The sequence below is a fragment of the Paracoccus fistulariae genome (genome assembly GCF_028553785.1).
Classification (GTDB): domain Bacteria; phylum Pseudomonadota; class Alphaproteobacteria; order Rhodobacterales; family Rhodobacteraceae; genus Paracoccus; species Paracoccus fistulariae.
The window spans coordinates 3,328,448-3,346,155 of sequence record NZ_CP067136.1; the positions used below are offsets into that span (position 1 = coordinate 3,328,448).

Below are 17,708 nucleotides of genomic sequence, written 5' to 3' on the forward strand. Positions count from 1 at the left end.
CTGCACAGCATGGGCCAGTCAGGGGAAGTCCGGCAAGCATTTTGGCGAATTCGGAACGTAAAACGCGGCGTCAGTTCTGTCTGACGCCGCGCTATTTTCCGGTGACGTTGCGGCAGGTTACTGCGGAATGCGCAGCTTCTGGCCGGGATAGATCTTGTCGGGATCGCTGAGCATCGGGCGGTTTGCCTCGAAAATGGCGTGATATTTATTGGCATCGCCCAGATATTTCTTGGCAATGGCCGACAGGGTTTCGCCCTTTTCGACGGTGTGGAAGACCGGATCCTTGGCACCGGCTTCTTCCGGCAGATCGGCCTCGACCTTGGCGATGCCTTCGATATTGCCGACCGCAAGCACCAGCTTTTCAAGCGTCTCGCGATCAGCGCCGCGCGATTCGACTTTGACGGTATCGCCGCGCAGCGTCAGGTGGACATCGCTGCTGTCCAGATTCAATGCGCGCAATTCCGCCTTCAGCGCCTCGACCTTGCGGGTCGTTTCGGCGTCCTGACCCGGCTTTTCGGGGGTCTCGGCGGTTTTCGGCGTAGCCGCTTCGGCCTTGCCGAAAATCGACTTGCCCGCGTCTTTTACGAAGTCCCAGATGGCCATGCTGCCCGTCCTTTCGGAAAGTTTTAGGTATTTCTCCCGCCCAACGCGTGGCTTGGGCAAGGGTTCCTGTGGCATAAAACCGCTACCGTTATTGGTTCGTCAACCTCTGACGGTATAAAAGGTCTTATCCCGGATGGGCTTCCGGGAAGGCAAAACACCTTATCGAAAGCTCGACAATATGACGTTGAAGATACCCATGCTTTTCATGGGGTGTCTGGTGCTGCTGACCGCTTGCGCCAAGACGACCTCTTATACCTCGACCAAAAGCCCCGTCCGCGATCCCTATGCGGTTCAGGCCATCGCGCCCGGCGATGCGACCTGCCTCAAGACCAGCACCGCCGAGAACCGTCACGGCGCCAGGGCGACGAATGCGATGCGCAGCCGGGCGGGCCTGCCGCCGGTACGGGCCAATACCTTGCTGGCCAAGGTTGCCGCCGCCCATGCCTGCGACATGGCAAAACGGGGCCGGATGACCCATCTGGGGACGCGGACCTCTGGTCCGGGCGAGCGGGTGAAGAGGGCGGGTTACCGACCAATGGTTACGGCCGAGAATATCGCCGCGGGTCCGTTCAGCCAGCCCCGCGTGCTGAGAGAGTGGAACATCTCGTCAGGGCATCGCGACAATATCATGATCCCGCAGGTCAGCGAATATGGCATCGGGCGGGCCATCGGCTCGGATGGGCGGACGCGCTTCTGGACGGCCGTTTATGCGGCGCCGAAATAAGAGCTAGCCTGCGGCCCGGGCCGAGCCGGGCTGGTCAGATTGCGCAGGCTGCTCGGGCGTCTGATCGGTGAATTGCATGCGTGCCAGACGGGCGTAAAGGCTGCCCTGCGCGACCAGTGTCTCATGCGTGCCCTCGGCCACGATGCGGCCATGTTCCAGCACGATGATCCGGTCTGCCTTCTTCACCGTGGCAAGGCGATGGGCGATGACAATCGTGGTCCGGTTCTGCGACAGCTTGGCGACGGCCTCCTGCACCAGCGCCTCGGATTCCGCGTCCAGCGCGCTTGTCGCCTCGTCCAGCAGCAGCACCGGCGCGTCGCGCAGGATGGCACGCGCGATAGCGATGCGCTGGCGCTGGCCGCCCGACAACATCACTCCACGCTCGCCAAGCGCGGTGTCATAGCCCTGCGGCAGCGCCTCGATGAAATCGGCGGCATGTGCGGCCTGCGCTGCGGCCCGGACATCGGCATCGCTGGCATCGGGGCGGCCAAGCCGGATATTTTCGGCGGCAGTGGCTGCAAAGATCACCGGATCCTGCGGGACCAGCGCCATCGCCTGCCGGAAATCGTCGCGACGCATGTCGCGCAGGTCGATCCCGTCCAGCGCGACGCTGCCCGATGCCGGATCCCAGAAACGCTGCACCAGTTGAATGATCGTGGTCTTGCCCGCGCCCGAGGGGCCGACCAGCGCAACCGTTTCGCCCGGCGCGATGGTCAGGCTGATATCCTCCAGTGCCGAGATATCGGGACGCGAGGGATAGCGAAAGCTGACAGAGTCCAGCGCGATATGCCCCCTGACCGGGCGCGGCAGTGCGACGGGCTGTGCCGGATCAGTCAGATCATCCCGCGCGGCCAGCAATTCGCCCAGCCGTTCGGTCGCACCTGCGGCGCGCTGCAACTCTCCCCAGATCTCGGACAGGGCGCCGGATGAGGTGGCGACCAGAATGGCATAGATGACGAATTGCACCAGCTCACCCGCCGTCATCACGCCCATGCGGACGTCGCGGGCGCCGATCCACAGCACGCCGATCACCCCCGCGAAGATCAGGAAGATCACGATGGCCGTCATCAGGGCGCGGGTGCGGATCCGGTGCAGCGCGACATCGAAGGATTTTTCCGTGGCGGCATCGAATTGCGCGATGCTGCGGGCCTCGTGCGTGTAGGCCTGCACGGTCTGCGCGGCCAGCAGCGTCTCGGACGCCGCGCCGGAAGAGGTCGCGATCCAGTCCTGATTGGCGCGCGACAGGCGGCGCAGTCTGCGCCCCAGCACGATGATCGGCACCAGGATCGTCGGTACGATCAGCAGAACCAGCCCCATCAGCTTGACCGAGGTCAGCGCCAGCATCAAAAGCCCGCCCGCAAGGATCAGCATGTTGCGCAGCGCGATGGACAGGGACGAACCGATCACCGATTGGATCAGCGTCGTATCGGTGGTGATGCGCGACAGGATCTCTCCGGTCATCACCCGCTCGAAAAAGGCGGGGCTCAGGGTGACGACGCGGGCAAAGACGGCCTTGCGGATATCGGCCACGACACGCTCGCCCAGCCGGGTCACGAAGAAATAGCGGGCCGCCGTGCCAAGCGCCAGCAGGCCGACGATGACCAGCGCCGCGGTGAAATATTCGTTCAGCAGGCCCGCGCCATCGTCGAAATTATCGACGACACGGCGCACCGCCAGCGGCAGGACCAGGCTGATCGCCGAGGTCAGCACCAGCGCCACGATGGCGATCAGCACCTGCCCGCGATAGGGCATGACAAAGGGCAGCAGCGCGCGCAGGGCGCCGACCCGCTTGCTGGTGGGGCGATCTTCCAGTGGGGGATTGCTGCGTGCCATGATGCCTTGTTCTGTAGAAAAACCCCTGACCGTTTAGGCCGGGGGCCTCCCAAGGACAAGCGCCGCAGCGATTAAAGCTCTATATCGCGATCGGAAATGGCCTGCGACAAAGCGTCCACAGCCGCCGCCAGCCTTTCGTCGACAAGGTGCAGGTATTGCGTCCAATCCGACAGGCCACGCAATTCCTCGGCCCCGTCGGAAATGCCGCGCAGGCCGATCAGCGGGATGCCGAATTGCTGCGCGGCGCGCAGATGGGCGAAGGTTTCCATATCGACCATATCCTCGGCAATCTCGTCATAGGTCGCGCCGCTGACGATATTCGCCCCGGTCGAAAGGGTCGCATCCGGGATATTCGGGATGCGCAGGGGCAGGCGGACACGCACCGGCAGATCCAGCAGCGGGGTCTGTCCCTTTTCGAAGCCCAGGGGCGAGGCGTCCATGTCGCGATAGCCGACGGCGGTGACCTGATAGACCTCTCCCTGCATCAGGCTGGCCGATCCGGCCGAGCCAAGCGAGACGATCAGCCGGGGCGGGACATGCATCCGCGCCAGCGCCATGGTCAGCTTCACGCCGCCCTCGACCGGGCCGATGCCGGTGAACAGGGGGGTGATCCGCCGCCTCAGGTGATCGCCATATTCGGCATCCACGGCCATGACGAACAGGACCGGCACCCCCGCGATCTGATCCGGCATGTGATGTGTCATCGGCGATCCTTTCCGGTTTGGGCCCAAGGCGTGACACAGGCCGGGCGCGCCGGTCAAGTCGCCCGATTGGCCCTTGTCCGCGATCCGGCAACATGCCAATTGCGGGATCATGGGCAAGATCAGCGATCTGTATCAGCAGCGCGTGGCCGACGGGAAACTGACCCCGGATCCGGCGCAAACCGGGATTCTGCCCTATATGGACAGGGTGCTGGCGGAGCTGTCCTCGGCCCCCTCTGGCACCGAGGCCCGTCCGAAGTCGCGCTGGCGGTCGTTTTTCGGCAGCCGGGAAGAGGTTGCCGGTCAGGCGCAGGTCAAGGGGCTGTATCTGTGGGGCGGCGTCGGGCGCGGCAAGTCGATGCTGATGGATCTGATGGCCGAGGCGTCGCCCGTGCCATCCCGGCGCGTGCATTTCCACGAATTCATGCAGGAAATTCAGGCGGGGCTGAACGCTGCCCGCCAGCGCGGAGAGCAGGACACCGTCAAGCCCGTCGCGATGGAGGTCGCCCGCAAGGTCCGGCTGCTGTGTTTCGACGAAATGCAGATCACCGATATTGCCGATGCGATGATCGTCGGGCGGCTGTTTCAGGTGCTGTTCGATCAGGGCGTGGTGGTGGTCACGACCTCGAACCGGGTGCCCGAGGATCTGTACAAGAACGGGTTGAACCGCCAGCTTTTCCTGCCCTTCATCGAATTGATCCGCGAGCGGATGGAGGTCGTGGAACTGGCCAGCCAGACCGATCACCGTCAGGGCCGCGTGGCGGGCGGGCAGGTCTGGTTCAGCCCGGCAAATGCCGAGGCGCGGTCGGAAATGGATGCGATCTGGGCCGAATTGACCAAGGGCGCAGAGGTCGGCCCCTGCGTCATCAATGTCGGCAATCGCAGCTATGAACTGCCTGCCGCCACCAATGATGCGGCGCGGGGCAGTTTCTGGGATCTGTGCGGCCAGCCTTTGGGGCCTGCAGATTATCTGGCGCTGGCGCAGCGGGTCGATGTTCTGCTGATCGACGAAATCCCGCGGCTATCCTCGTCCTATTACAACGAGGCCAAGCGCTTCGTCACGCTGATCGATGCGCTTTACGAGGCCAAGGTGCGGTTGATCGCCAGCGCGGCAGATCAGCCCGAGCAGCTTTACAATGAAGGCGAAGGCAGTTTCGAATTCGAACGCACGGCCAGCCGCCTGCGCGAGATGCAGGATGCAAGCTGGGGCGCGGATCGCGCCTAACCGTTCTCGCGCAGGATACGCCCCGCCAGATACAGCGAGCCGCAGATCAGGATGCGGGCATGCGGATCCGTGTCGACGATCTGCCCGATCGCCTGCGCCGGGGACTCGGCGGTGCGCGCGGACAGCCCGGCCGCCGTGACGAAATCACGGGTTTCCGCGGCCGACAGCGTGTTCTGTTCCCCCGGGATGCTGATCGCGGTCAGGCTGGCCGCATGCGGCGCCAGCGGGCGCATATAGCCGGTGACGTCCTTGGTGTTCAGCATGCCGCAGATCAGATGGGTCGGACGCCGGGGCAGGGCGGCCAGGGTCGCCGCCAAGGCCTCGCCCCCGGCCGGGTTATGGCCGCCATCCAGCCATAATTCGGCCTGCGCGCCCGCCAGATCGACCAGCGGCCCATGGGTCAGACGCTGCATCCGGGCGGGCCATTCGGCCTGTGTCACGGCGGCGGTCGCCTGAAGATCGGTCGCCCCCAACTGCCGCAGGGCGGCCAGCGCGGTGCCCGCGTTCTGGATCTGATGCGCGCCGATCAGATTGGGCAGCGGCAGATCCCAGACCCCGATATCGTCCTGATAGATCATGCCGTCGCGATCCGGTGCGGCCATCCATTGCTGGCCATAGGCGTGGATCGCTGCCGACAGGCCCGAAGCGCGGTTTTCGATGACCCGCAGCGCCTCTTCCTGTTGCGGGGCGATGATGACGGGGGTTTCGCGCTTGATGATGCCTGCCTTTTCGGCGGCGATCTGTTCCAGCGTATCGCCCAGATATTGCGTGTGGTCGATGCTGACCGGGGTGATCACCGTCAGTCGCGGCCTGTCGATCACATTCGTCGCATCCAGCCTGCCGCCCAGCCCGACCTCAAGCAAGGTATAGTCGGCCGGCACACGAGAGAAAGCCAGAAAGGCCGCCGCCGTGGTGATTTCGAAGAAGGTGATCGGCTGGCCGTCGTTCACGGCCTCGCATTCCTCCAGCGTGGCGGCCAGATCGGCCTCGGGGATCAGATCCCCGGCCAGCCGGATGCGTTCGTGAAAGCGCGCCAGATGCGGCGAGGTATAGGCGTGGACACGCTGTCCCCCGGCTTCCAGCCCGGCGCGGATCATCGCCTGGGTCGAGCCCTTGCCATTCGTGCCCGCGATGTGAATGACCGGCGGAATGGCGCGTTCGGGATGGCCCAACGCAGCCAGAAGCCGGTGCATCCGGTCCAGGGTCAGGTCGATGACCTTGGGATGCAGCGACATCAGCCGGTCAAGGATCGCGTCGGAATCAGTCATCTCGGAGACACCCGGCAGGTTGATGGGGCCGGATCAGCCGCCCGTCTTGGCGGGGGCTTCTGCCTTGGCAGGTTCGGCGGGAACGGCGGCTGCGGCCAGTTCCTCGGGCGTGGGGGCGGGCAGATCGCCTTTGGTCGGCGCGGGCAGATTGCCCAGCATCCGCAGGACCGAGATCAGTTCGTCGCGCAGATCCTTGCGATGCGTGACCCGGTCCAGCATGCCATGTTCCAGCAGGTATTCGGCGCGCTGAAAGCCCTCGGGCAGCTTTTCGCGGATGGTCTGTTCGATCACGCGCGGCCCGGCAAAGCAGATCAGCGCATTGGGTTCGGAAATCTGGATATCGCCCAGCATCGCATAGCTGGCGGTCACGCCGCCGGTGGTCGGATGGGTCAGCACGACGATATAGGGCAATCCGGCCTCGCGCAGCATCTCGACCGCGACGGTGGTGCGCGGCATCTGCATCAGCGACAGGATTCCTTCCTGCATCCGCGCGCCGCCGGCGGCTGAAAACAGCACCAGCGGGCGGTTGGTTTTGACGGCACGTTCGGCGGCGGCGATGATCGCGTTGCCCACATACATGCCCATCGAGCCGGCCATGAAGCTGAAATCCTGCGCGGCGGCAATAATGGGCGTGCGGCCGATATCGCCTTCGGCCACCAGCATCGCCTCTTTCTCGCCGGTCGATTTCTGCGCGGCCTTCATCCGTTCGGGATATTTCTTCTGATCACGGAATTGCAGCGGATCGGCGATGGGTTCCGGCACCTTCACCTCGACAAAGGCACCGCCATCGAACAGCGCGGCAAAGCGTTCGCGCGGCGAGATCTGCATGTGGTGATCGCAATTGGTGCAGACGTTCAGATTTTCCGCAAGCTCGCGATGAAACAGCATCGTTCCGCATTCAGGACATTTCGACCACAGATTCTCGGGCACTTCACGGCGCGAGAAAAGTGAGTTGATGCGCGGGCGGACGTAGTTGGTGATCCAGTTCATTCGCGGGCGACCTCGGGCTTGTTGCAGCCTTGGAAATAGGCCGCATGAGAGGGAATTGCAATTGCCGGGGTGTGCGCAGATATTGCGCGCCATGTGGGCCTCGGCTTTTGTTCTTTTGCATACGGCGCTGGTCTGGGCGCTGATCGCGCGGGTGCTGATCCGTCCGCGGCTGGACCCGTCGACCCGGCTGGCCTGGATCATGGTGATCGAGGCGATTCCCGTTTTCGGTATCCTGGCCTATGTGCTGTTCGGAGAGGTTCGCATGAACCATGCCGAGGTGCAGCGCATGGCCGATGTGCGCGATCACCTGACCGGGCTGCGCACGGCCAGCCCGCATCTGGTGGCACGCCCGCCGCAATATGCGCGCACCGTGGTGGCCGCAAATGCGGCGGTGGGCGGCATGGCGGCGCTGTCGGGCAATCGCATCACCTTGCTGGAGGAAACGGACGGCGCGATCGATCACATGGTCGATGCCATCGACAGCGCGAGGGATCACGTCCATATCCTGTTCTATATCTGGCTGCCCGACCATAGCGGCCAGAAGGTCGCCGATGCGATCAGCCGCGCCGCTGGTCGCGGGGTGGAATGTCGCGTGATCGTCGATGCGCTTGGATCGCGTGGACTTGTGCGGTCCGATCTGTGGCAGCAGATGCAGAAGGCGGGCGCGGAATGCGTGACCGCCTTTCCCTGGGGCCTGCCCTTTGTCAGCGCGCTGTTCCGCCGTCTGGACCTGCGCAATCACCGGAAAATCCTGGTTGTGGATAACCGCATCGCCTTTACCGGCAGCCGCAACTGTTCGGACATGGCCTTCGCGGTGAAGCCGCGTTTTGCGCCCTGGATCGACGTCTTTTTCACGGTCGAGGGTCCGGTGGTCCGGCAATTGCAGGCGGTCTTTCTGGGCGACTGGATGAGCTATACCGGCAAGGATCTGGGCGACATGCTGCAGCTGGTCCCGCCGGCAGGCGATCCGGGCGAAGTCGCACAGGTCATTGCCACCGGCCCGGACAGGCGTGCAGGCAGCATATCGGATTGCCTGATCACCATGCTGGCCACGGCCGAGGAAAGCGTGATCATCACCACCCCCTATTACGTGCCTGATGTCGCTTTGGATTCGGCGATCCGCGCCGCCGCACGACGCGGCGTGCAGATCACGATGATCCTGCCCGCGCGCAACGATTCCCTGGTGGTGGGCGCGACAAGCGAAGGCTTCTACTACGGGCTTCTGGCGGCAGGGGTGCGGCTGATGCTGTACGGGCCGGGGCTTTTGCATGCCAAGATCATGACCGTCGACGGCCGCATGGCGATGATCGGCAGCGCCAATCTGGACCGCCGCAGCTTCGAGCTGAATTACGAGGTCAATATGTGCATTCTGGATCCCGGCATTGCCGATGATCTGAATGCCCGGCAGGCCAGCTATATCGCCCGTTCGCACGAAATTACCTTGTCCGAGGTGCGGAATTGGAGCCTGCTGCGACGCCTGCGCAACAACCTTCTGGCGCTGGCATCGCCGGTCCTGTGACCGATGGCGCTTGTTCGCGCGGCAGCGGCCAGCTATCCCGGTAGAAGCGTTATTCAACTTGAGGGCGATCCGATCAGGGCATGAGATGGCTATGGCAGAAACTGCGTCTCAACGCCTCGGGGCAATGGGCTGCTGCGGCTGATCGTGTCGCCCGCAGGCGCAGGCCGCCCCCGGCCGATCTTTATGAAGAGGCGCGGCTTCTGCATGCCGATCTGACCCGCTTTCTGCAACAGGCCGATGCGCTGCGCCAGAACGGGGCGGGGCAGGCGCTGCCGCAGGCGCGGGCCGGGACGGATTGGTGGTGGCGTCCGCTGTCGCTGTCGCGGGCCTGCGAGGCATCGGCGCTGGTCGCGCCCGGTTCGGGACAGCCTTTCGGCTATGAGCTGACGCTGTGGCACGATTGCCCCCGCCATGCGCTGATCCTGCGCCAGATCCGCAATCAGCGCCACCCGAAGGATCCACCCTATGCGCTGCGTCTGGAAATGCTGGGCTTCGGCGGCGATTACCTGTCGCTGTCGATGGATCTGCCCGATGAGGCGCGCGCCGATCTGGGAAGCCGTCATGTGCTGCGGCTGGACGGTATCCTTGCGGCCGAGCGTGCGCTGACCGCCTATGCCCGGATCAATCTGGTGCAGGGGCCGAACACGGCAACGATCCTGCGGCAATTGGGCGATCCGATCGACGGTCCGGGCGCGGAACGCTTTGCCGAATTCGATCTGGCCTATGCCGATATCACCAGCCGGGCCATCGACAAGGCCTGGGTGGACCTGATCTTCGAGGCTCCGGCCATGAATGCGGTGACCATCCACGACCTTGCCCTGTCACGCCATCCCCGCGCCGAAATCTGACGGAGAAGACCATGAAATATGTCGATCACGGTGTTCAGGGCGGGGTCTGGTCGGGCCAGCTTGGCGCAAAGACCGCTCCGGCCCGCATCTGCGCGGTGCTGCGCGGGCAGGTGGTGGCACAGGGCGACCTGACGCCCGAGGGCAAGGGACAATGGCGGGTGCAGATCCAACTGCCCGCCGCGCTGATCTCGGACGGGGTGCATTCGCTGGCGCTGATCGCGGATGACGGCGCCGCAGGCGATCCGCCTTCGCCCGCGGCGATGCATCTGGCGCGTCTGTCGCTGATCGCGGGGTCGCCGCTGGCCGATGATCTGCAGGCTGAAATCGCCACGCTGCGCGATGAGCTTGAATTGCTGAAACGCGAATTTCGCCATTTCGCCGCCACAGTTTAGCGCCAGCCGCATCCATTCGAAACCGTCGGCGGTTCCTTGCGACTGACGGGGGTTATCGCTATATCAGGGCTTTCTGTTTTGCGGCCGGTATGGCCCAGCTGGGGACGCGATATGAGCGAAGTGCAAACGCCCTTTTACCTGATCGACAAGGCCAGTCTGCGCCGCAATATGGAAAAGGTCGCCTATCTGCGCGAACGCTCGGGCGCCAAGGCGCTGCTGGCGCTGAAATGCTTCGCGACCTGGTCGGTATTTGATTTCATGCGCGACTATATGGACGGGACGACCTCGTCCTCATTGTTCGAACTGCGCCTGGGGCATGAGGAATTCGGCAAGGAAACCCATGCCTATTCCGTCGCCTGGGCCGATCACGAGATCGACGAAGCGATTTCCTATGCCGACAAGATCATCTTCAACAGCCTGTCGCAGCTTGACCGTTTCGGCGACAAGGCCAGCGGCATCAATATCGGGCTGCGGCTGAACCCGCGCTTTTCGACCAGCGGCTTCGATCTGGCGGATCCGGCGCGCCCGTTCTCTCGGCTGGGGGAATGGGACATCTCGCGTCTGGAGGCGGCGATGGACCGCATCAGCGGCGTGATGATCCATTACAATTGCGAAAACGGCGATTTCGACCTGTTCGATCACCAGTTGACGCGGATCGAGACCGAATTCGGCGATATCCTGCAGCGGCTGGACTGGGTCAGCCTGGGCGGTGGCATCCATTTCACCGGCGAGGGCTATCCGCTGGACCGGCTGGCCGACCGGTTGAAGGCATTTCAGGACCGTTTCGGGGTGCAGGCCTATCTGGAACCGGGCGAGGCCAGCATTACCCAGACCACCTCGCTTGAGGTGTCGGTCCTTGATATCATCAATAACGGCAAGGATGTCGCCATCGTCGACAGCAGCATCGAGGCGCATATGCTGGATCTGCTGATCTATCGCGAAACCGCCAAGTTGCCGCAGGATGGCGCGCATGAGTACCAGATCGCCGGCAAGACCTGTCTGGCGGGCGATATTTTTGGCGAAGGGCGCTTTGCCCGGCCCTTGCAGATCGGTGACCGGATCAGCATTGCGGATGCCGCCGGTTACACAATGGTCAAGAAGAACTGGTTCAATGGCGTCGCGATGCCGTCCATCGCAATTCGGGAAGAAGATGGAACGATCCGTTCCGTTCGCGAATTCTCTTACGACGATTACAAAAGCAGCCTGTCCTAAGGCATCCAACCTTCGCCCCTGACAAAGATAAAGGAGTGGGAATTGGCCAAGAAGAACGTCCTCATCATCGGCGCGGGTGGCGTCGCGCAAGTTGTCGCACATAAGGTCGCGCAACAGGCCGCCGAATTCGGCGATCTGCATATTGCGAACCGAACCAAGTCCAAGGCCGATGCGATCGTGACATCGCTGCGGGACAAGGGCCACAAGATGCCCTTTGCCAGCCATGCGCTGGACGCGATGGATTCGGCAGCCGTGGCGGCGCTGATCGAAAAGCTGGACGTGAAGATCGTCATCAATGTGGGCACCGCCTTTATCAACATGACGGTGCTGGAAGGCTGTATCCGTGCGGGCGCCGCCTATATCGATACCGCGATCCACGAAGATCCGGCCAAGATCTGCGAAACGCCGCCCTGGTACGCCAATTACGAATGGAAGCGGCGCGACGATGTTGCCAAGGCGGGCATCACCGCCATTCTGGGCGCGGGCTTCGATCCGGGCGTCGTCAACGCCTATGCCCGTTTTGCCGAGGATGAGTATTTCGACAAGATCGACAGCATCGATATCGTCGATATCAATGCCGGATCGCACGGGCGCTATTTCGCGACAAATTTCGACCCCGAGATCAATTTCCGCGAATTCACCGGCACCGTCTATGCCTGGCAGGGCGGCAAATGGACCGAGAACAAGATGTTCGAGATCGGCCGCGAGTGGGATCTGCCCGTGGTCGGCAAGCAGAAGGCCTATCTTTCGGGCCATGACGAGGTGCACAGCCTGTCGGCCCGCTACAAGGATTCGGATGTCCGCTTCTGGATGGGCTTTGGCGATCACTACATCAATGTCTTCACGGTGCTGCAGAATTTGGGCCTGTTGTCGGAACAGCCGGTCAAGACCGCCGAGGGGCAAGAGGTCGTGCCGCTGAAAGTGGTCAAGGCCGTGCTGCCCGACCCGGCCAGTCTTGCGCCCAACTATACCGGCAAGACCTGCATCGGCGATCTGGTCAAGGGCAGGGGCCCGGATGGCAAAGAGGGCGAGGTCTTCATCTATAACGTCGCCGATCACAAGGATGCCTTCAACGAGGTCGGCAGCCAGGGCATCAGCTATACTGCGGGCGTGCCGCCGGTCGCAGCCGCGGTCCTGATCGCGCGCGGCATCTGGGATGTGAAGAAAATGGCCAATGTCGAGGATCTGCCTGCGCGCCCCTTCCTTGAGCTTCTGGGAGAGATGGGCCTGCCCACGCGGGTCATCGACGCCACCGGCGATCATCCGATCTGACCTGCTGAACATCGCTGAAACGAAAAAGGGGCGGCCAGAGGGCCGCCCCTTTCAATGCATGGTCTGGAACATCATTCCTGCCAGCTTTTCACCAGCTCGTCATAGCTGATGGTTTCCGGCTGCGGCTTTTCGTTTTCCAAGGGCAGTTGCGGCGCGATGGTGCCGTTTTCGGTGGCGAAATTGTTCCACCAGGCCAGATCATGCTCTTCGGCCATTTTCGGGCCGATATCGCCCTGAATGCCCGCACGCTCCAGACGCTCCATCACCTTTTCCTGCTCGGCGCAGAGGCTGTCCATCGCCTCTTGCGCGGTCTTGGCGCCCGAGCTGGCATCGCCGATGGCCTGCCACCACAGCTGCGCCAGCTTCGGATAGTCGGGCACATTGGTGCCGGTGGGCGACCAGTTCAGCCGGGCGGGGCTGCGATAGAATTCGATCAGCCCGCCCAGTTTCGGCGCACGCTCGGTAAAGCTGTCATCCTGGATCGTGGACTCCCGAATGAAGGTCAGGCCGACATGGGATTTCTTCACATCGACCGTTTTCGAAGTCACGAATTGCGCATAAAGCCAGGCGGCCTTGGCGCGGTCATCCGGCGTGGATTTCAGCAAGGTCCAGGAGCCGGCATCCTGATAGCCCAGCTTCATGCCTTCCTGCCAATAGGCGCCGTGCGGCGAGGGGGCCATGCGCCATTTCGGCGTGCCATCCTCGTTCACGACGGGCAAGCCGTCCTTGACCATGTCGGCGGTGAAGGCGGTGTACCAGAACATCTGCTGGGCGATCTCGCCCTGCGCCGGGACCGGGCCGCTTTCGCTGAAGGTCATGCCCTGCGCAGCGGGCGGTGCATAGGCCTCCATCCAGTCCAGATATTTCTGGATTGCATAGACCGAGGCCGGGCCGTTGGTATCGCCGCCACGCGCCACGCAGCTGCCCACGGGCCGGTCGTTTTCATCGACGCGGATGCCCCATTCATCGACCGGCTTGCCGTTCGGGATCCCCTTGTCGCCATTCCCGGCCATGGACAGCCAGGCATCGGTGAAGCGCCAGCCAAGGCTGGGATCCTTCTTGCCGTAATCCATATGGCCATAGACCGTCTTGCCGTCGATCTCGCGGCCGGTAAAGAATTCGGCAATGTCCTGATAGGCCGACCAGTTGACCGGCACGCCCAGATCATAGCCGTATTTTTCCTTGAAGGCGGCCTGGATCTCGGGGTCGTTGAACCAGTCATAGCGGAACCAGTAAAGGTTCGCGAATTGCTGGTCGGGCAGTTGGTAAAGATTGCCATCGGGCGCGGTGGTGAAGCTGATGCCGATGAAATCGTCCAGATCCAGATCGGGATTGGTGACATCGGCCCCGGCACCCGCCATCCAGTCGGTCAGATTGCGCGCCTGCTGATAGCGCCAATGTGTGCCGATCAGGTCGCTGTCATTGACATAGGCGTCATAGACATTCTCGCCCGACTGCATCTGCGTTTGCAGCTTTTCGACCACATCGCCTTCGCCGATCAGGTCATGGGTCAGCTTGATGCCGGTGATGGCCGAAAAGGCCGGGGCCAGCACCTTGGATTCATATTCATGCGTGGTGATGGTTTCCGACACGACATTGATTTCCATCCCGGCAAAGGGCTGGGCCGCGTCGATGAACCATTGCATCTCGGCCTCTTGCGCGGCGCGGTCGAGGGTCGAGAGTTCGCCGATTTCCTCATCGAGGAATTTCTTTGCCGCATCCATATCGGCCTGCGCGGCGGTCGCCATCAGCGCAAGCGCCATGGCGGTCGTCGTCAAGTGAAGCTTCATGTCTTCCTCCCAGTTTGCCGGTGTGGTCCGGCGGTTGTTACACCCAGCGGAAGACCGCTGCGGCGTAGATCAGCGCGACGGCCAGCCCGCCCCAGACCGGCATGCCCATCACCCCAAGCCAGATCAGGCAGATGAAGGCCGAGCCGAGCAGGCTGATGAAGAGCCGGTCGCCGCGCGTGGTCATGATCCCCAGCACGCCCTTGCGCGGCGTTTCGGGAAAGCGGATGGCGAGCCAGGTGAACAGGATCAGAAGGCCCGCGATGATGGTGAAGAACAGCGCCGTCGGAAAGGTCCAGGCCATCCAGCCGCCGGGATTGAGGCTGCCGGTCCAGTCCCTGACGCCATCCCGCGCGGGAACCCGGGTGGTGAGCCAGAAGATGAAGCCGAGCCAGAGAAGGCCGAGAACTGCGAAGCCGGTATTGACGGATCTATGCATGGGCGTGTCCCGTGACTGCGTCCCGCGATGGCCGGGGGCGCTGCCCCCGGACCCCCGGGATATTTGTGCAAAGAAGAAAGGCGCTTTTTGTGGTCATCACACACGTCCCAGGGCAAAGCCCTTGGCGATGTAGTTGCGCACGAACCAGATCACGAGCGCGCCCGGGATAATGGTCAGGATGCCCGCCGCCGCCAGCACGCCCCAGTCGAGGCCCGAGGCGCTGACCGTGCGGGTCATGGTGGCGGCGATGGGCTTGGCATTGACCGAGGTGAGGGTGCGCGAGAGGAGCAGTTCGACCCAGGAGAACATGAAGCAGAAGAAGGCGGCGACGCCGATTCCGCTGGCGATGAGCGGCATGAAGATCTTCACGAAGAAGCGCGGGAAGGAATAGCCGTCGATATAGGCGGTTTCGTCGATCTCTCGCGGGACGCCGGACATGAAGCCTTCGAGGATCCAGACCGCCAGCGGCACGTTGAAGAGGCAATGGGCCAGGGCCACGGCAAGGTGGGTGTCGAAGAGCCCGATCGAGGAATAGAGCTGGAAGAAGGGCAGGGCAAAGACCGCTGCCGGGGCCATGCGGTTGGTGAGCAGCCAGAAGAACAGGTGTTTGTCGCCCAGAAAGCGGTAGCGTGAAAAGGCATAGGCGGCGGGCAGGGCGACGGTGATCGAGATTGCGGTATTCATCACCACATAGATCAGGCTGTTCACATAGCCCATATACCAGCTGGGATCGGTCAGGATCGTGCGGTAATTCTCCAGCGTCGGGTTGCGGGGCCAGAGGCTGAAGGCGCCGAGGATCTCGGTATTGGTTTTCAGCGACATGGTCAGCAGCCAGTAGATCGGCAGCATCAGGAACAGCAGGTACAGCGCCATGACGATGGCGGATCCGCGGCCTTTGGATTCGGCGACTGCAGCCATTACGGCGCCCCCTGATCTTTGGTCATGACGGTGTAGAAGACGAAGGAGATCAGCAGGATCACCAGGAAGTAGATCAGGCTGAAGGCCGCCGCCGGGCCAAGGTCGAACTGGCCGGTGGCGATTTTCACCAGGTCGATGGACAGGAAGGTGGTGGCATTGCCCGGTCCGCCTCCGGTCACGACGAAGGGTTCGGTATAGATCATGAAGCTGTCCATGAAGCGCAGCAGCACCGCGATCAGCAGCACGCCCTGCATCTTGGGCAGTTCGATATAGCGAAAGACCTTCCAGCGGGATGCCTGATCGATCCGGGCGGCCTGATAATAGGCGTCCGGGATGGATTGCAGCCCGGCATAGCAGAGCAGCGCGACAAGGCTGGTCCAGTGCCAGACATCCATCACGATGATGGTGATCCAGGCGTCCAGCGCGTCATTGACATAGTTGTAATCGATGCCCATGGCCTTCAGCGTATGGCCCAGCAGGCCGATATCGACGCGGCCGAAGACCTGCCAGATGGTGCCGACCACGTTCCATGGGATCAGCAGTGGCAGGGCCATCAGCACCAGGCAGAAGCTGGCCCAGAAGCCCTTTTTCGGCATGTTCAGGGCGATGAAGATGCCCAGCGGAATCTCGATCGCCAGAATGATGCCGGAAAACAGCAACTGGCGCCCAAGCGCGGCGCGCACGCGGTCGGAATCGATGGTGTCCTGAAACCATTCCAGCCCGGCCCAGAAGAACTGGTTGCCGCCGAAGGTGTCCTGGACCGAGTAATTCACCACTGTCATCAGCGGCAGCACCGCCGAGAAGGCCACCAGCACCAGAACCGGCAGGACAAGGAACCAGGCGCGGTTATTGACGGGTTTTTCCATCAGGCGGCCCTTTCGGAAGCAGAGGGGTCCACGCGCCAGTCATCGACATAGACATGCAGATGCGCCGGATCGGGAATGACGCGATTTGCGTCGGCGGGAAGGGGCTGGTCTTCGGGCACGACGACATTCACCTCTGTCTGGCCGACATGGCCGCGGACGATGCGGTGATGGCCGACATCCTCGATCCGCGCGATGGTGAAGGGCAGGCCCTCATCGCCCGAGCCGAGGCGCAGGAATTCCGGGCGAATGCCGATCTGGGTCTTGCCGCGCTGCGGGGCGTAGCGGTGGGGCAGGGCGATCTGCGCGCCTTCGACCCGCGCAGTGCTGCCATCCAGTTCGGCATCGATGACATTCATACCTGGCGAGCCGATGAAATAGCCGACAAAGGTATGCTCCGGCGCATCGAACAGCGCCTGCGGCGTGCCCGCCTGCACCACGCGGCCGTCATACATCACCACGACCTGATCGGCGAAGGTCAGGGCCTCGGTCTGGTCATGGGTGACATAGATCATCGTGTGGCCGAACTGGCGGTGCAGATCCTTGAGCTGGGTCCGAAGTTCCCATTTCATATGCGGGTCGATGACGGTCAGCGGTTCGTCGAACAGGATCGCGTTGACATCCTGACGCACCATGCCCCGGCCCAGGCTGATCTTCTGCTTGGCATCGGCGGTCAGGCCCTGGGCGCGGCGGTCCAGCGCCTCGGTCATGCCGATCATCCGGGCCACTTCGGTGACGCGGTTCAGGACCTCGGCCTCGGCCATGCCGCGATTGCGCAGCGGAAAGGCCAGATTGTCGCGCACCGACATGGTGTCGTATACCACAGGGAACTGGAACACCTGCGCGATATTGCGCGCGGCCGTGGGCAGGCCGGTCACGTCCTCATTGCCAAAGAGGATGCGCCCCTGCGACGGCACCAGCAGCCCCGAGATGATGTTCAGCAGCGTCGATTTTCCGCAGCCCGACGAGCCCAGAAGCGCATAGGCGCCGCCATCCTGCCAGGTCATGTTCATCGGCTTCAGCGCCCAGTCGGCTTCCTGCGTCGGGTTGGGCAGATAGGAATGCGCCAGGTTTTCCAAGGTGATTTGGGTCATATGTCTTGTCCCTCGGGCAT

At 62.9% G+C, this 17,708-nt stretch carries 17 protein-coding genes; 7 read left to right on the plus strand and 10 right to left on the minus strand.

The genetic code is table 11. The annotated features are described in order from the left end of the window. Positions 1–117: 117 nt before the first annotated feature. Positions 118–603, minus strand: a complete 486-nt coding sequence (gene lysM, locus JHX87_RS16455; RefSeq protein ID WP_271883740.1) for a peptidoglycan-binding protein LysM — start codon at positions 601–603, stop codon at positions 118–120. 196 nt (positions 604–799) lie between these two features. Between lysM and JHX87_RS16460 the strand changes: the two genes are divergently transcribed. Further along, complete coding sequence (locus JHX87_RS16460) at positions 800–1,327, plus strand: CAP domain-containing protein (RefSeq protein WP_272833732.1); 528 nt, start codon at positions 800–802, stop codon at positions 1,325–1,327. Between the two features lie 3 nt (positions 1,328–1,330). Here JHX87_RS16460 and JHX87_RS16465 read toward each other — a convergent pair whose 3' ends face one another. After that, positions 1,331–3,160 carry an ABC transporter transmembrane domain-containing protein gene (locus JHX87_RS16465; RefSeq protein WP_271883738.1) on the minus strand — a complete coding sequence of 610 codons (1,830 nt, stop codon included), beginning with the start codon at positions 3,158–3,160 and terminating at the stop codon, positions 1,331–1,333. A 71-nt stretch (positions 3,161–3,231) separates the two neighbouring features. Beyond that, positions 3,232–3,864: a 5'-methylthioadenosine/S-adenosylhomocysteine nucleosidase gene (locus JHX87_RS16470; protein ID WP_271883737.1), complete on the minus strand. Its 633-nt coding sequence runs from the start codon at positions 3,862–3,864 to the stop codon at positions 3,232–3,234. A 109-nt stretch (positions 3,865–3,973) separates the two neighbouring features. Between JHX87_RS16470 and zapE the strand changes: the two genes are divergently transcribed. Beyond that, positions 3,974–5,086, plus strand: a complete 1,113-nt coding sequence (zapE, locus tag JHX87_RS16475) for a cell division protein ZapE (RefSeq protein WP_271883736.1) — start codon at positions 3,974–3,976, stop codon at positions 5,084–5,086. Here the strand turns inward: zapE and JHX87_RS16480 are convergent. Next, positions 5,083–6,354 (minus strand): bifunctional folylpolyglutamate synthase/dihydrofolate synthase, encoded by a 1,272-nt coding sequence (locus JHX87_RS16480; protein ID WP_271883735.1) that lies wholly within the window; start codon positions 6,352–6,354, stop codon positions 5,083–5,085. The two genes, zapE and JHX87_RS16480, sit on opposite strands and share 4 nt — an antisense overlap. A 33-nt stretch (positions 6,355–6,387) precedes the next feature. After that, entirely contained in the window at positions 6,388–7,344 is a 957-nt protein-coding gene (gene accD, locus JHX87_RS16485; protein ID WP_271883734.1) for an acetyl-CoA carboxylase, carboxyltransferase subunit beta, read from the minus strand. Positions 7,345–7,435: 91 nt separating this feature from the next. Between accD and cls the strand changes: the two genes are divergently transcribed. The 5 genes from cls to JHX87_RS16510 all read left to right on the plus strand — a co-directional run bounded on the left by cls (position 7,436) and on the right by JHX87_RS16510 (position 12,587). Next, entirely contained in the window at positions 7,436–8,863 is a 1,428-nt protein-coding gene (gene cls, locus JHX87_RS16490; protein WP_271883732.1) for a cardiolipin synthase, read from the plus strand. An 80-nt stretch (positions 8,864–8,943) separates the two neighbouring features. Further along, complete coding sequence (locus JHX87_RS16495; protein WP_271883730.1) at positions 8,944–9,711, plus strand: DUF6478 family protein; 768 nt, start codon at positions 8,944–8,946, stop codon at positions 9,709–9,711. A gap of 11 nt (positions 9,712–9,722) precedes the next feature. After that, on the plus strand, positions 9,723–10,103 hold the full coding sequence (locus tag JHX87_RS16500; RefSeq protein WP_271883729.1) for a hypothetical protein: 381 nt from the start codon (positions 9,723–9,725) through the stop codon (positions 10,101–10,103). Positions 10,104–10,214: 111 nt separating this feature from the next. Further along, positions 10,215–11,315, plus strand: a complete 1,101-nt coding sequence (gene nspC / locus JHX87_RS16505) for a carboxynorspermidine decarboxylase (RefSeq protein ID WP_271883727.1) — start codon at positions 10,215–10,217, stop codon at positions 11,313–11,315. 42 nt (positions 11,316–11,357) lie between these two features. Further along, positions 11,358–12,587 carry a saccharopine dehydrogenase family protein gene (locus JHX87_RS16510; protein ID WP_271883725.1) on the plus strand — a complete coding sequence of 410 codons (1,230 nt, stop codon included), beginning with the start codon at positions 11,358–11,360 and terminating at the stop codon, positions 12,585–12,587. Positions 12,588–12,658: 71 nt separating this feature from the next. Here JHX87_RS16510 and JHX87_RS16515 read toward each other — a convergent pair whose 3' ends face one another. The 5 genes from JHX87_RS16515 to JHX87_RS16535 all read right to left on the minus strand — a co-directional run bounded on the left by JHX87_RS16515 (position 12,659) and on the right by JHX87_RS16535 (position 17,688). Continuing rightward, positions 12,659–14,377 (minus strand): ABC transporter substrate-binding protein, encoded by a 1,719-nt coding sequence (locus tag JHX87_RS16515; RefSeq protein ID WP_271883723.1) that lies wholly within the window; start codon positions 14,375–14,377, stop codon positions 12,659–12,661. A 37-nt stretch (positions 14,378–14,414) separates the two neighbouring features. Further along, positions 14,415–14,678: a DUF2160 domain-containing protein gene (locus tag JHX87_RS16520; RefSeq protein WP_334220878.1), complete on the minus strand. Its 264-nt coding sequence runs from the start codon at positions 14,676–14,678 to the stop codon at positions 14,415–14,417. Between the two features lie 231 nt (positions 14,679–14,909). Next, a complete protein-coding gene (locus JHX87_RS16525) occupies positions 14,910–15,731 on the minus strand; it encodes a carbohydrate ABC transporter permease (RefSeq protein ID WP_271883720.1) in 822 nt (273 codons plus the stop codon). Further along, positions 15,731–16,597: a carbohydrate ABC transporter permease gene (locus JHX87_RS16530; RefSeq protein WP_271883718.1), complete on the minus strand. Its 867-nt coding sequence runs from the start codon at positions 16,595–16,597 to the stop codon at positions 15,731–15,733. The genes JHX87_RS16525 and JHX87_RS16530 overlap by 1 nt, the downstream gene beginning before the upstream one ends. Next, a complete protein-coding gene (locus tag JHX87_RS16535) occupies positions 16,597–17,688 on the minus strand; it encodes an ABC transporter ATP-binding protein (protein WP_271883715.1) in 1,092 nt (363 codons plus the stop codon). Before JHX87_RS16535 ends, JHX87_RS16530 begins: the two co-directional genes overlap by 1 nt. Positions 17,689–17,708: the final 20 nt, after the last annotated feature.